Source organism: Streptomyces sp. NPDC093221 (assembly GCF_044753885.1).
In the GTDB taxonomy this organism is placed as follows: domain Bacteria; phylum Actinomycetota; class Actinomycetes; order Streptomycetales; family Streptomycetaceae; genus Actinacidiphila.
Genome location: NZ_JBIVOA010000002.1, coordinates 1,242,953 through 1,257,168, shown reverse-complemented (window position 1 = coordinate 1,257,168; position 14,216 = coordinate 1,242,953). Strand labels below are relative to the sequence as shown.

The 14,216-nt window shown below is 70.2% G+C and carries 13 protein-coding genes; 12 read left to right on the top strand and 1 reads right to left on the bottom strand.

Going from position 1 to position 14,216, the window contains the following annotated elements:
* Positions 1-29: 29 nt before the first annotated feature.
* Positions 30-1,316: a geranylgeranyl reductase family protein gene (locus tag ACIQCJ_RS11580; protein WP_355340468.1), complete on the top strand. Its 1,287-nt coding sequence runs from the start codon at positions 30-32 to the stop codon at positions 1,314-1,316.
* Between the two features lie 189 nt (positions 1,317-1,505).
* Here ACIQCJ_RS11580 and ACIQCJ_RS11575 read toward each other — a convergent pair whose 3' ends face one another.
* Positions 1,506-2,510 (bottom strand): NlpC/P60 family protein, encoded by a 1,005-nt coding sequence (locus tag ACIQCJ_RS11575; RefSeq protein WP_391163501.1) that lies wholly within the window; start codon positions 2,508-2,510, stop codon positions 1,506-1,508.
* 607 nt (positions 2,511-3,117) lie between these two features.
* On the opposite strand from ACIQCJ_RS11575, the gene ACIQCJ_RS11570 reads away from it, so the two are divergent.
* The 11 genes from ACIQCJ_RS11570 to nuoK are packed head-to-tail and all read left to right on the top strand — an operon-like array spanning position 3,118 to position 14,214.
* Positions 3,118-3,477 (top strand): NADH-quinone oxidoreductase subunit A, encoded by a 360-nt coding sequence (locus ACIQCJ_RS11570; RefSeq protein ID WP_355340462.1) that lies wholly within the window; start codon positions 3,118-3,120, stop codon positions 3,475-3,477.
* Between the two features lie 55 nt (positions 3,478-3,532).
* Positions 3,533-4,087, top strand: a complete 555-nt coding sequence (locus ACIQCJ_RS11565) for an NADH-quinone oxidoreductase subunit B family protein (RefSeq protein WP_355340459.1) — start codon at positions 3,533-3,535, stop codon at positions 4,085-4,087.
* Positions 4,084-4,809, top strand: a complete 726-nt coding sequence (locus tag ACIQCJ_RS11560) for an NADH-quinone oxidoreductase subunit C (RefSeq protein WP_401309063.1) — start codon at positions 4,084-4,086, stop codon at positions 4,807-4,809. The genes ACIQCJ_RS11565 and ACIQCJ_RS11560 overlap by 4 nt, the downstream gene beginning before the upstream one ends.
* Positions 4,809-6,143 carry an NADH-quinone oxidoreductase subunit D gene (locus ACIQCJ_RS11555; RefSeq protein WP_355340453.1) on the top strand — a complete coding sequence of 445 codons (1,335 nt, stop codon included), beginning with the start codon at positions 4,809-4,811 and terminating at the stop codon, positions 6,141-6,143. The genes ACIQCJ_RS11560 and ACIQCJ_RS11555 overlap by 1 nt, the downstream gene beginning before the upstream one ends.
* Complete coding sequence (nuoE, locus tag ACIQCJ_RS11550) at positions 6,140-7,027, top strand: NADH-quinone oxidoreductase subunit NuoE (RefSeq protein ID WP_355340450.1); 888 nt, start codon at positions 6,140-6,142, stop codon at positions 7,025-7,027. Before ACIQCJ_RS11555 ends, nuoE begins: the two co-directional genes overlap by 4 nt.
* On the top strand, positions 7,027-8,361 hold the full coding sequence (gene nuoF, locus ACIQCJ_RS11545; RefSeq protein WP_355340447.1) for an NADH-quinone oxidoreductase subunit NuoF: 1,335 nt from the start codon (positions 7,027-7,029) through the stop codon (positions 8,359-8,361). Before nuoE ends, nuoF begins: the two co-directional genes overlap by 1 nt.
* Positions 8,358-10,856, top strand: coding sequence for an NADH-quinone oxidoreductase subunit G (locus ACIQCJ_RS11540; RefSeq protein WP_355340444.1), 2,499 nt, complete (start codon positions 8,358-8,360; stop codon positions 10,854-10,856). Before nuoF ends, ACIQCJ_RS11540 begins: the two co-directional genes overlap by 4 nt.
* Positions 10,853-12,277: an NADH-quinone oxidoreductase subunit NuoH gene (gene nuoH / locus ACIQCJ_RS11535; RefSeq protein WP_355340441.1), complete on the top strand. Its 1,425-nt coding sequence runs from the start codon at positions 10,853-10,855 to the stop codon at positions 12,275-12,277. Before ACIQCJ_RS11540 ends, nuoH begins: the two co-directional genes overlap by 4 nt.
* Positions 12,270-12,971: an NADH-quinone oxidoreductase subunit NuoI gene (nuoI, locus tag ACIQCJ_RS11530; protein ID WP_355340438.1), complete on the top strand. Its 702-nt coding sequence runs from the start codon at positions 12,270-12,272 to the stop codon at positions 12,969-12,971. Before nuoH ends, nuoI begins: the two co-directional genes overlap by 8 nt.
* The gene (locus ACIQCJ_RS11525) at positions 12,968-13,918 is read left to right on the top strand and encodes an NADH-quinone oxidoreductase subunit J (protein WP_391050388.1); all 951 of its coding nucleotides are present in this window, start codon (positions 12,968-12,970) and stop codon (positions 13,916-13,918) included. Before nuoI ends, ACIQCJ_RS11525 begins: the two co-directional genes overlap by 4 nt.
* Complete coding sequence (gene nuoK / locus ACIQCJ_RS11520; protein WP_355340432.1) at positions 13,915-14,214, top strand: NADH-quinone oxidoreductase subunit NuoK; 300 nt, start codon at positions 13,915-13,917, stop codon at positions 14,212-14,214. Before ACIQCJ_RS11525 ends, nuoK begins: the two co-directional genes overlap by 4 nt.
* Positions 14,215-14,216: the final 2 nt, after the last annotated feature.

Genomic DNA, 14,216 nt, shown 5'->3' with positions numbered 1-14,216 from the left:
CGACACTCGCCGAAACGGGAGAGCCCACCGTGACCGACACCGCCCTGTCCGAGCGCAGCGCCGATGTGATCGTCGTCGGCGCCGGGCCCGCCGGTTCGACGACCGCGTACTACCTGGCCAAGTCGGGACTGAACGTCCTGCTGCTGGAGAAGACCGCGTTCCCGCGCGAGAAGGTGTGCGGCGACGGCCTGACCCCGCGCGCCACCAAGCAGCTCGTGTCGATGGGAATCGACATCTCGCAGGAGGCGGGCTGGCTGCGCAACAAGGGCCTGCGCATCATCAGCGGCGGCGTGCGCCTCCAGATGGACTGGCCCGAGCTGGCCGCGTACCCGAACTACGGACTGGTCCGCAAGCGCGACGACTTCGACGACATCCTCGCCCAGCAGGCGGTGAAGGCGGGCGCGACGCTGTACGAGCGGTGCAACGTCGGCGCTCCGATCACCGACGCGCGCACCGGGCGGATCACCGGCGTCGAGGCCAAACTCGGCGAGGAGAAGCGGCCGGTGACCTTCCACGCGCCGCTGGTGGTCGCCGCGGACGGCAACTCCACCCGGCTGTCCCTGGCGATGGGCCTGCACCGCCGCGAGGACCGGCCGATGGGCGTCGCGGTCCGCACGTACTTCACCTCGCCGCGGCACGAGGACGACTACCTGGAGTCGTGGCTCGAACTGTGGGACCGGCGCGGGCCGCAGGACCGGCAACTGCCCGGTTACGGCTGGGTGTTCGGCCTCGGTGACGGCACGTCGAACGTCGGTCTCGGCATCCTCAACTCCTCCTCCGCGTACCGCGAGCTGGACTGGCGCGAGGTGCTCAAGGCGTGGTGCGCCTCGATGCCGGAGGAGTGGGGCTACACCCCGGACAACATGACGCAGCCGATCCGCGGCGCCGCGCTCCCGATGGCCTTCAACCGCAAGCCGCACTACACCAAGGGCCTGGTCCTGGTGGGCGACGCGGGCGGCCTGGTCAACCCGTTCAACGGCGAGGGCATCGCCTACGCGATGGAGTCCGGCCAGATCGCCGCCGACGTCATCACCCAGGCGCACGCCCGCGCCACCTCCGCCCAGCGCGAGCTGGCGCTCCAGAACTACCCGCGCATCCTCCAGGACACCTACGGCGGTTACTACACGCTGGGCCGCGCCTTCGTGAAGCTCATCGGCAACCCGAAGGTGCTCCAGATCGCCACGCAGCGCGGTCTCACCCACCCGATGCTGATGCGCTTCTGCCTCAAGCTGCTCGCCAACCTCACCGACCCGACCGGCGGTGACGCGATGGACCGCGTGATCAACGGCCTGACCAAGATCACGCCGAGCGCGTGACGCTCTCCGCGTCCTGACCCGCCCGCCGGTACGTCCGACCGTCCGGCGTGCGGGTGTCTGCGTCGGTCATACCCCCGACCCTTCCCCGCCCGCGCATCGGCGCACAACGGGCAGCGGACCGCCGTGACGTCCCGGTGAGGGGGTCACGGCGGTCTTATGGTGCCAAGCGTACGAAAAGGGGGAAACGGGTCAGAGGACCCGAACCGCCCAGTCCGGCATGTAGTCGGCCATCTGGTGAATGGCCACGGGGGTCGAGGGGTTGGCCGCGTCCAGGTACTGGCCGTCGCCGATGTAGACGCCGACGTGGTAGGCGCTGCCCTGGCCGCCCCAGAAGATGATGTCGCCGGCCTGCACATTGCTGACCGAGACGGGGGTGCCGACGTTGGACTGCTCCTGGGAGGTGCGCGGCAGGTCGACGCCGACGGTGGCGTAGGCGACCTGGGTGAGGCCGGAGCAGTCGTACGAGTCGGGACCGGCGGCGCCGTACACGTACGGCTTGCCGATCTGCGACTTCAGGAAGCTGATCAGCTTCGCGACGCTGCCGGTCGCCGTGGTGGCGGACGGGCTGGCCGTCGAGGTGGTCGTACCGGAGTCGGACGAACCAGAAGAACCAGAAGAACCAGAAGAACCGGACGAGTTGGCCGACGCGGTCGGTGTGGCCAGCGCGGTGCGCTCGGCCGAGCGGGAGGCGGCCTGGGTGGCGGCGCGCTCCTTGGCGGCCTCGGCGGCCTTCGCCTCGGCCTCGGCCTTCGCCTTCGCGGCGGCCTTGGCGTCGGCGCTCTTCTTCGTGGCGGCGGCCTCCTTGGCGGCCTCGGCCACGGAGGCGTCCTTGGCGGCCTGGAGCTGCATCGCGATGGCGGCCTGGTCGATCGCCTGCGCGGCCTGCGCCGCGGTCACCTCGGTGGTCAGCGTGGACGCCTGGGCGGCCGCCTCGGCGGCGTTCGCGAGATCGGACGGCGTGAGGGCCGGAGTGCCGTGCGCGGGGGTGGAGTCGGTGTTGTCGGCCAGAGCCGGGGCGGCGGAGCCGCCGAGAGCGATCGCGCTGACGACGCCGCCGACGAGTCCTGCCCTGCGTACCCAGTTGGGACGGCCGGGGGCGGCGTGCCGTCGGCGGCCGGTATGCGATTCGGTCGGATGCGAGCCGGACGCGGAGGTCCGGTCGGACGCGGAGGTCCGTATCTGGTTCGGGGACATGCGGTCCTGGCTATCAGGAATGCTTGGTTCCGTTCAACAAAGGTGGGATGCGACACAGTTGACGTGCTCACGGCTCAAATGCCCCGTTTGTGATCTTGGCGCGCGAGCACTTTCGCCCGGTTTCGGATAAGCGGTCACCTATGCGCTCGTGCGCGCTTTCACGCGGGTGAATCACGTGTGAATGCCGGGCTCCGGGGCCGTCGCCGCTCGACCGCCGCGCGCTATCACGTGGAGTCGTCCAGCGCCAATTTGCCTCTGCCGAGCGCGCCTTGATAATGCGCGCACCGCTCTGACCAGCGACAACGCTTCCGCTTGTGACGTGAAGTGATCCTTTGCGGCCGTTCCGCACCATGATCACCGCTCATCCGACTTCATGATCGTTCGTCAGGTGGTGGAGATCACAAAGGTCTTGGCGTACCCCGTGTCGCAGATCACAGACCGGCAGGCATAGGATGCAGGCGGCTCAGGCTTGTGAACTGCCTCACATAGAAGCGATCTTCGTCGTTTCGGTGACGCGGACCATGGGCAAGGGCCGGCTCCTCCGCCCACCTCGGCGGGGGGACACCCACGCAGTCACTGGCGACTGAAAAGGAAGGAGCGGGGGACGGTGAATGCCTACGCGCCCATCCTCGTGCTGGGAGGCCTTGCGGCCGGCTTCGCGATCTTCTCCGTTTTCATGGCCTCGATCATCGGGCCAAAACGGTACAACAGGGCCAAACTGGAAGCGTATGAGTGCGGCATCGAGCCCACCCCGCAGCCGGTCGGCGGGGGACGCTTCCCGATCAAGTACTACCTGACGGCGATGCTCTTCATCGTCTTCGACATCGAGATCGTCTTCCTCTATCCCTGGGCCGTCACCTTCGACCGGCTGGGGATGTTCGGCCTGGTGGAGATGCTCCTCTTCGTGCTCACCGTCTTCGTCGCCTACGCGTACGTGTGGCGGCGCGGCGGCCTGGAGTGGGACTAGGGAACGCCGAGAGGACCAGGGGACCAGGGGACAGAAGGGGACCAGGAGCCAACGCATGGGTATCGAAGAGAAACTGCCGAGCGGATTCCTGCTCACGACCGTGGAGACCGCCGCGGGCTGGGTACGTAAGGCGTCGGTCTTCCCGGCCACCTTCGGCCTGGCCTGCTGCGCCATCGAGATGATGACCGCGGGCGCCGGGCGCTACGACATGGCCAGGTTCGGCATGGAGGTCTTCCGCGGCTCGCCGCGCCAGGCCGACCTGATGATCGTGGCCGGCCGGGTGAGCCAGAAGATGGCCCCGGTGCTGCGCCAGGTCTACGACCAGATGCCGAACCCCAAGTGGGTCATCTCGATGGGTGTCTGCGCCTCCAGCGGCGGGATGTTCAACAACTACGCGATCGTGCAGGGCGTCGACCACGTCGTGCCGGTCGACATCTACCTGCCCGGCTGCCCGCCGCGCCCCGAGATGCTGCTGGACGCGATCCTCAAGCTGCACGAGAAGATCCAGCACTCCAAGCTCGGCGTGAACCGCGAAGAGGCGGCCCGCGAGGCGGAGGAAGCGGCCCGCAAGGCGCTCCCGACGATCGAGATGAAGGGCCTGCTGCGGTGACCAGCAACACTCCCGAGACCCCGGAGAACCTGCCGGGACAGCGCGCCGACGCCGGTGAGGTCATCGGCGTCCGCAAGGGCATGTTCGGTGCCAACAACGGCGGCGACACCAGCGGTTACGGCGGCCTGGTCCGTACCGTCCGGCTGCCCGGCGCGAGCAACAGGCCCTACGGCGGAGCCGACGGCGTCTTCGACGAGATCGCCGACGAGCTGGAAGGCGCGTTGGAGGAGCAGGGCCTGCCCCCGGCCGAGGCGATCGAGAAGACCGTCGTGGACCGCGGCGAGCTGACCTTCCACATCGCCCGCGAACACCTGGTCACCGTCGCCAGGACGCTCCGCGACGACCCGGCGCTCCGCTTCGAGCTGTGCCTCGGCGTCAGCGGCGTGCACTACCTCGGCGACGAGGGCCGCGAGCTGCACGCCGTCTACCACCTGCGCTCGATCACCCACGCGCGGCTGATCCGCCTGGAGGTCAGCGCCCCCGACGCCGACCCGCACATCCCGTCGCTGGTCTCGGTCTACCCGACCAACGACTGGCACGAGCGCGAGACGTGGGACTTCTTCGGCATCGTCTTCGACGGCCACCCGGCGCTCACCCGGATCATGATGCCGGACGACTGGCCCGGTCACCCGCAGCGCAAGGACTACCCGCTCGGCGGCATCCCCGTCGAGTACAAGGGTGCCCAGATCCCGGCTCCCGACCAGCGGAGGTCGTACAGCTAATGAGTACTCACCACGCCCCGCAGCAGGCCGACGAGCGGGAGACCACCGAAGGCCGGGTCTTCACCGTCACCGGCGGTGACTGGGACGAGCTGGCCGAGACCGTCAGCAAGGCCGACGACGAGCGCATCATCGTCAACATGGGCCCGCAGCACCCGTCCACCCACGGTGTGCTCCGGCTGATGCTGGAGATCGACGGCGAGACGGTCACCGAGGCCAGGTCGGGCATCGGCTACCTGCACACCGGCATCGAGAAGAACATGGAGTTCCGGACGTGGACCCAGGGGTCCACCTTCGTGACGCGCATGGACTACCTGACGCCGCTGTTCAACGAGACGGCGTACTGCCTGGCCGTCGAGAAGCTGCTCGGCATCACCGAGCAGGTGCCGCAGCGCGCCACCGACATCCGCGTGCTCATGATGGAGCTCAACCGGATCGCGTCCCACCTGGTCTGCATCGCCACCGGCGGCATGGAGCTGGGCGCGACCACGATCATGATCTACGGGTTCCGCGACCGCGAGTACATCCTCGACATCTTCGAGCTGATCACCGGCCTGCGGATGAACCACGCGTACGTCCGCGTCGGCGGCCTCGCGCAGGACCTGCCGCCCGGCGCGATCGACCTCGTCCGCGAGTTCGTGAAGACGTTCCGCAAGAATCTGCCCGAGTACGACAAGCTCGCCACCGGCAACCCGATCTTCAAGGGCCGCATGGTGGACGTCGGTTACCTGGACCTCGCCGGGTGCATGGCGCTCGGCGCCACGGGACCGATCCTGCGCGCCGCCGGACTCCCGCACGACCTGCGCAAGTCCGACCCGTACTGCGGTTACGAGAACTACGACTTCGAGGTGCCGACCGCCGACACCTGCGACTCCTACGGCCGCTTCCGGGTCCGCCTGGAGGAGATGCACCAGAGCCTGCGGATCGTCGAGCAGGTGCTCGACCGGCTCGCGCCGGGCCCGGTGATGGTCGAGGACAAGAAGATCGCCTGGCCCGCGCAGCTCGCGCTCGGCCCCGACGGCCTCGGCAACTCGCTCGACCACATCAAGAAGATCATGGGCACCTCGATGGAGGCCCTGATCCACCACTTCAAGCTGGTGACCGAGGGCTTCCGGGTCCCGGCAGGACAGTCCTACGCGGCGATCGAGTCGGCCAAGGGCGAGCTGGGGGTGCACGCGGTCAGCGACGGCGGCACCCGCCCGTTCCGGGTGCACTTCCGCGACCCGTCCTTCACCAATCTCCAGTCCATGGCGGCGATGTGCGAGGGCGGCCAGGTCGCCGACGTCATCGTCGCGGTGGCGTCCATCGACCCCGTGATGGGAGGCGTCGACCGATGACAGACGTGGCCATGGGTGCCACCGGGGGAGTGTCCCTGGGCATCCCGCAGATGCCCGCCCCGGACTTCCCGGCCGATGTGCGCGCCCGGCTGGAGGCCGACGCCAAGGAAGTGATCGCCCGCTACCCCGGATCGCGCAGCGCCCTGCTGCCGCTGCTGCACCTCGTGCAGTCCGAGGAGGGGTACGTCACCAGGACCGGCATCCGGTTCTGCGCCGAGGTGCTCGACCTGACCACCGCCGAGGTCACCGCGGTGGCGACCTTCTACACGATGTACCGGCGCAAGCCGTCCGGCGACTACCAGGTCGGCGTGTGCACCAACACGCTGTGCGCGGTCATGGGCGGCGACGCGATCTTCGACGAGCTGAAGCAGCACCTCGGCGTCGGCAACGACGAGACGACCGAGGACGGCAAGGTCACGCTGGAGCACATCGAGTGCAACGCGGCCTGCGACTTCGCGCCCGTCGTGATGATCAACTGGGAGTTCTTCGACAACCAGACGCCCGAGTCGGCCAAGCAGCTCGTGGACGACCTGATCGCCGGCCGCGAGGTCCGGCCGACCCGCGGCGCGCCCCTGTGCACGTACAAGGAGACCGCCCGCATCCTGGCCGGTTTCCCCGACGAGCGCCCCGGCGCGGTCGAGGCCAGCGGCGGCGCGGGCCCCGCGTCCCTCACCGGTCTGCGGCTGCACAAGGGCGAGACCCCCTCGCGGGTCGTCACCCAGCGCGCCGACTCGCCGCGTGACACACCGGCCGGGCCGCGGGACACCCCGTCGCCCGCCCAGCACGCCAGCTCGCACGACGCGCCCAACAAGACCGCCGAGTCCGACCCGGCCAACGCCGCGGACCCGGTGGCCGACAACGCCAGGCAGGAGGAGGGCGAGTGATGACCGTGGACTCGGCGGAGAAGCTGCTCGCCCCCGTGCTGTCGGCCTTCTGGGACGAGCCGGAGTCCTGGACCCTGGCCACCTACCGCAGGCACGACGGCTACCAGGGCCTGGACAAGGCGCTCGCCATGGCGCCGGACGACGTGATCGCGTACGTGAAGGACTCGGGGCTGCGCGGCCGTGGCGGCGCGGGCTTCCCGACCGGCATGAAGTGGCAGTTCATCCCGCAGGGCGACGGCAAGCCGCACTACCTCGTGGTCAACGCGGACGAGTCGGAGCCGGGCACCTGCAAGGACATCCCGCTGCTCTTCGCGAACCCGCACTCCCTCATCGAGGGCATGATCATCGCGTGTTACGCGATCCGCTCCAGCCACGCCTTCATCTACCTGCGCGGCGAGACGGTCCCCGTCCTGCGCAGGCTGCACGAGGCGGTGCGCGAGGCGTACGCGGCCGGTTACCTCGGCCGTGACATCCAAGGCAGCGGATTCGACCTGGAGTTGACCGTCCACGCCGGCGCGGGCGCGTACATCTGCGGTGAGGAGACGGCGCTGCTGGACTCCCTGGAGGGCCGTCGCGGCCAGCCCAGGCTCCGCCCGCCCTTCCCCGCCGTGGAGGGCCTGTACGCCTGTCCCACCGTGGTGAACAACGTGGAGTCGATCGCCTCGGTTCCCGCGATCATGCAGCGCGGCAAGGACTGGTTCAAGGCGATGGGCAGCGAGAAGTCCCCCGGCTTCACGCTGTACTCGCTCTCCGGGCACGTCGCCAAACCCGGGCAGTACGAGGCGCCGCTCGGCATCACGCTGCGGCAGCTCCTCGACCTCGGCGGCGGCATGCGGCCGGGACACCGGCTCAAGTTCTGGACGCCCGGCGGCTCCTCGACCCCGATGTTCACCGACGAGCACCTGGACGTCGCGCTGGACTACGAGGGCGTCGGCGCCGCCGGATCGATGCTCGGCACCAAGGCGCTCCAGTGCTTCGACGAGACGACCTGCGTGGTGCGGGCCGTCACCCGCTGGACCGAGTTCTACGCCCACGAGTCCTGCGGAAAGTGCACGCCGTGCCGCGAAGGCACGTACTGGCTCGTCCAGTTGCTGCGTGACATCGAGGCGGGCAAGGGCCGGCCCGAGGACCTGGACAAGCTCAACGACATCGCCGACAACATCAACGGCAAGTCCTTCTGCGCGCTCGGCGACGGCGCCGCCGCCCCGATCTTCTCCTCTCTGAAGCACTTCCGCGCGGAGTACGAGGAGCACATCGAGCGCAAGGGCTGCCCCTTCGACCCGGCCCGCTCCACCGCCTGGGCCGACAAGTCCCGTACGGAGGCCCACGCGTGACCGTCACTACCAACGCACCCTCCGGAGGGGGTCAGGCGGCGGTGCCGCCGGAAGATCTCATCTCCGTGCAGATCGACGGCATCGCGGTGTCCGTCCCCAAGGGGACCCTGGTCATCCGAGCCGCGGAACTGCTCGGCATCGAGATCCCCCGGTTCTGCGACCACCCGCTGCTCGACCCGGCCGGGGCCTGCCGCCAGTGCATCGTCGAGGTCGAGGGCCAGCGCAAGCCGGTCGCGTCCTGCACGATCACCTGTACCGACGGGATGGTCGTCAAGACGCAGCTCTCGTCGCCGGTCGCCGAGAAGGCGCAGCGCGGCGTGATGGAGCTGCTGCTGATCAACCACCCGCTGGACTGCCCGGTCTGCGACAAGGGCGGCGAATGCCCCTTGCAGAACCAGGCGATGCAGGTCGGCGACACCGACTCGCGCTTCGAGGGCAAGAAGCGGACGTACGAGAAGCCGGTGCCGATCTCCACCCAGGTGCTGCTGGACCGCGAGCGGTGCGTGCTGTGCGCGCGCTGCACCCGGTTCAGCAACCAGGTGGCGGGCGACCCGATGATCGAGATGCTGGAACGCGGCGCGCTCCAGCAGATCGGCACCGGGGTCGGCGACCCCTTCGAGTCGTACTTCTCCGGCAACACCATCCAGATCTGCCCGGTCGGCGCGCTCACCTCGGCCGCGTACCGCTTCCGCTCCCGGCCGTTCGACCTCGTGTCGTCGCCGTCGGTGTGCGAGCACTGCGCGGGCGGCTGCGCGACCCGTACCGACCACCGCCGCGGCAAGGTCATGCGGCGGCTGGCGGCCGACGACCCGCAGGTCAACGAGGAGTGGATCTGCGACAAGGGCCGCTTCGGCTTCCGCTACGCGCAGCGCCCCGACCGGCTGAGCCACCCCCTGGTCCGCAACGCCGAGGGCGAACTCGTCCCCGCGTCCTGGCCCGAGGCGCTGGCCGCCGCCGCGGCCGGGCTCAGCGCGGCGCACGGCCGCGCCGCGGTGCTGCCCGGCGGACGCGTCACCGTCGAGGACGCGTACGCGTACGCCAAGTTCGCCCGCGTCGTGCTCGGCACCAACGACGTGGACTTCAGGGCCCGCGCGCACTCCGCCGAGGAGGCCGACTTCCTGGCCGCCACGGTCGCCGGGCGCGGCCTCGACCTGTCGGGCACCGGCATCACGTACACGGCGCTGGAGAAGGCACCGGCCGTACTGCTGGCGGGACTCGAGGCCGAGGAGGAGGCCCCCGGGGTCTTCCTGCGGCTCCGCAAGGCGCACCGCAAGCGCAAGCAGCAGACGTACGCCCTGGCCACGCACGCCACCCGCGGCCTGGAGAAGGCGGGCGGCGTCCTGCTGCCCGCCGCCCCCGGCACGGAACCCGAGTGGCTGGACGCGCTCGCGGGCGGTGTCGGCCTGGACGAGACCGGGCAGGCCGCGGCCGAGGCGCTGCGCGCCGCGGGCGCCGTCATCCTGGTCGGCGAGCGGCTGGCCGCCGTGCCCGGCGGGCTGACCGCCGTGGTCCGGCTGGCCACGGCCACCGGCGCCGCGCTGGCGTGGATTCCGCGCAGGGCCGGTGAACGCGGCGCCGTCGAGGCGGGCGCGCTGCCCGGACTGCTGCCCGGCGGCCGTCCGGTCACCGACCCGCGGGCCCGCGCCGAGGTCGCCTCGGTGTGGGGTCTGCCGGAGCTGCCGCACCGCTTCGGCCGCGACACCGGCCAGATCGTCGAGGCCGCCGCCGCGGGCGAGCTGGCGGCCCTGGTCGTCGGCGGCGTCGAGGTCGCGGACCTGCCGGACCCGGCCCGCGCCCGCGAGGCGCTGGACGCGGTCGGCTTCCTGGTCAGCCTGGAGCAGCGGCCCAGCGAGGTCACCGACCGCGCCGACGTCGTCCTCCCGGTCGCCGCGGTCGCCGAGAAGACCGGCACCTTCCTCAACTGGGAGGGCAGGGCCCGGATGTTCGACGCGGCCATCAAGCCCGACCAGGCCACCAACCGGCACCAGCTCCCGGACGCCCGCGTCCTGACGATGCTGGCCGACGCGCTCGACGTCCGGCTCGGCCTGGCCGACGTGCGGGGCGCGCGCTCCGAACTCGACCGGCTCGCCGGGTGGGACGGCCCCTGGGGCAGCTCGCCGCTGGAGTCCGCCGGATCGCTGCCCCGCCCCGAGGCGGGCCAGGCGCTGCTGGCCGGACACCGGCTGCTGCTCGACCAGGGCCGCCTCCAGGACGGGGACGACGCGCTGGCCGGCACCCGGCACGCGGCCGTCGCCCGGCTGTCGGCCGCCACCGCCGCCGAGGCCGGTGTCACCGACGGCGACCCGCTGACGGTGACCGGGCCCGCGGGCGCGGTCACGCTGCCGCTGGTCGTCACCGCGATGCCCGACCGGGTGGTGTGGCTGCCGCTGAACTCCGCGGGGAACGGCGTCGCCTCCGACACCGGTGCCCGTACGGGCCAGGTCGTCTCCGTCGGCAGCGCCGCCGCGGTCACGCAAGAGGAGGGCACCCGATGAGCGCGCCACTGACCCAGCTCGCCGCCACCACGGAGAATCTCTCCTGGTTCGGCAACGACATCTGGTGGCTGATCATCCTCAAGGCGGTCTTCTGCTTCGCCTTCGCGATGCTGACCGTGCTCGTCGCCATCGTGTGGGAGCGCAAGGTCGTCGCGTGGATGCAGTTGCGCATCGGCCCGAACCGGCACGGCCCCTGGGGCATGCTCCAGTCCCTCGCCGACGGCATCAAGCTGATGCTGAAGGAGGACATCGTCGTCAAGCGGGCCGACAAGGTGGTGTTCATCCTCGCGCCCGTCGTGGCGGCCATCCCGGCCTTCATGGCGTTCGCGGTGATCCCCTTCGGCCCGGCCGACAACGAGGTGTCGATCTTCGGCCAGCGCACCGCGCTCCAGCTCACCGACCTCCCGATCGGCCTGCTGTTCATCCTGGCCACCGCGTCGGTCGGCATCTACGGCATCGTCCTGGCGGGCTGGTCGTCCGGCTCGACGTACCCGCTGCTCGGCGGCCTGCGCGCGTCCGCGCAGATGATCTCGTACGAGATCGCGATGGGCCTGTCCTTCGCGGCGGTCTTCCTCTACTCCGGCTCCATGTCGACGTCGACGATCGTCGAGGCGCAGCACGACCGCTGGTACGCGATCCTGCTGCCCGTCTCGCTGATCATCTACATCATCGCGATGGTCGGCGAGACCAACCGCGCGCCGTTCGACATGCCGGAGTCCGAGGGCGACCTGGTCGGCGGCTTCAACACCGAGTACAGCTCGATCAAGTTCGCGCTGTTCATGCTCGCCGAGTACGTGAACATGGTGACGGTCTCCGCGGTCGCGACGACGCTCTTCCTCGGCGGCTGGCGCGCCCCCTGGCCGATCAGCACGGTCTGGATCGGCGCGAACCACGGCTGGTGGCCGATGCTCTGGTTCATCGTCAAGGTCCAGTTGCTGCTGTTCTTCTTCATCTGGCTGCGCGGCACCCTGCCCCGGGTCCGCTACGACCAGTTCATGAAGCTGGGCTGGAAGGTCCTCATCCCGGTCTCCATGGTCTGGCTGATGCTGGTCGCCGCGGTCCGCGCGATGCGCAACGAGGACTACGACTTCACGAAGATCGTCCTGTACATCGGCGGTGTGGTGATCGCGCTGCTGCTGATCTCGCTCATCGCGGACGTCTTCAGGGACCGCGAGGAGAAGAAGGCCGCCGTCCGCGGCGGCGGCGCGCTCGCGCCACCGGACCGCTTCGACCCGATGGCGGGCGGCTATCCCGTACCGCCGCTGCCGGGTCAGGAGGCGGAGCGGGTGCCGCGGCGCCCCAGCCGGGCGGCACAGCCCCAACTCGTGGGTGCCGCCAGCGCGTCCGGCGTGTCCGGCGCGGCGGAACCGGACGTCCAGGATGCCCCCGAGCAGGAGAAGAAGGAGGACGGCGATGCCTGAGTTCCTCGGCCCGGTCGCAGGCTTCGGCGTGACCTTCAAGGCCATGTTCAAGAAGCGGCTGACCGAGCAGTACCCCGAGTACAAGAAGCCCACCGCCCCGCGTTTCCACGGCCGCCACCAGCTCAACCGGCACCCGGACGGCCTGGAGAAGTGCGTCGGCTGTGAGCTGTGCGCGTGGGCCTGCCCGGCGGACGCCATCTACGTGGAGGGCGCGGACAACACCGAGGAGGAGCGCTACTCACCCGGTGAGCGCTACGGCCGCGTCTACCAGATCAACTACGCCCGCTGCATCCTGTGCGGCCTGTGCATCGAGGCGTGCCCGACGCGCGCGCTGACGATGACCAACGAGTACGAACTGGCCGACCGGACCCGCGAGTCGCTGATCTTCACCAAGGAACAGCTCCTGTCCGGGCTCGAGGAGGGCATGGTCGACTCGCCGCACTCGATCTTCCCCGGCATGGACGAGGGCGACTACTACCGCGGCGCGGTCACCGAGGCCGCGCCCGGCACCGTACGGCAGGTCGCGGTCTCCAAGGGCGAGAAGCCGGACGAGACGGTGCGGACCGACGGCGCCACCGCGGCGGACGCGCCCGACGCCCCCGAGACGGGCTTCACCAGGACCGACGCCGAGGGCGCCGCGGTCGCGCCCGCCCCCGGCGGCGGCACGCCCGCGGGAACGGGGGACGAGGCATGATCGCCGCGACCTCCCAGCTCGCCACCTCCCAGCTCGCCGCCGCCGCGTCGCAGACCTCCACCGGCGAGGCCGTCCAGTTCTGGATTCTGGGCACGGTCGCCGTGCTCGGCGCGCTCGGCACCGTCCTGATGAAGAAGTCCGTGCACAGCGCGCTGTCGCTGGCCGGGACGATGATCGTGCTCGCGATCTTCTACCTGGCCCAGGGCGCGTACTTCCTGGGCGTCGTGCAGATCGTCGTCTACACCGGCGCGATCATGATGCTCTTCCTCTTCGTCGTCATGCTGGTCGGCATCACCGCCGCCGACTCGCTGAAAGAGACGCTCAAGGGCCAGCGCTGGATGGCCGCGGCCTGCGGTCTCGGCTTCGGCATCCTGCTGATCGCCGGGATCGGCAACGCCTCGCTCGACACCTTCGCCGGTGTCGGCCAGGCCAACTCCGCGGGCAACGTGCCCGGTCTGGCCCGGCTGATCTTCACCAAGTACGTGTGGTCCTTCGAGATCACCGGCGCGCTGCTGATCACCGCGGCCATCGGCGCGATGGTGCTCACGCACCGCGAGCGCACCGAGGAGCGGCGCACCCAGCGCGAGCTGTCCGAGGCGCGCGTGCGCGGCGGCGTACAGGTCACCCCGCTGCCCGCGCCCGGCACCTACGCCCGGCACAACGCGGTGGACATCCCCGCGCTGCTGCCCGACGGTTCCATCTCGGAGCTTTCGGTCAGCGCCACGCTGCGGGCCCGCGGCCAGATCCGTGACGTGTCCGCCGACGCCCTGCACCGGCTCGCCGAGCTGGACCAGCGCACCGAGGAGTACCTGGAGCGCGAGCCGGAGCGTACGGCGGTGGAGCGCAAGGCCGAACGGGCCGAGCGCGAGACCGTACGCGAGGCCGACCGGGAAGCCGCACGAGAGGCCGACCGGGCTTCCGACCGGGCCGAGGAGGGTGCCAAGTGAATCCGGCCAACTACCTGTACCTGTCGGCGCTGCTGTTCACCATCGGCGCGGCGGGCGTACTGATCCGGCGCAACGCGATCGTGGTCTTCATGTGCATCGAGCTGATGCTGAACGCCTGCAACCTGGCGTTCGTCACCTTCTCGCGGCTGCACGGCAACCTCGACGGCCAGGTGATCGCGTTCTTCACGATGGTGGTCGCCGCCGCGGAAGTCGTGGTCGGCCTGGCGATCATCGTGTCGATCTTCCGCTCCCGCCACTCGGCTTCGGTCGACGACGCCAATCTCATGAAGCTGTAGAG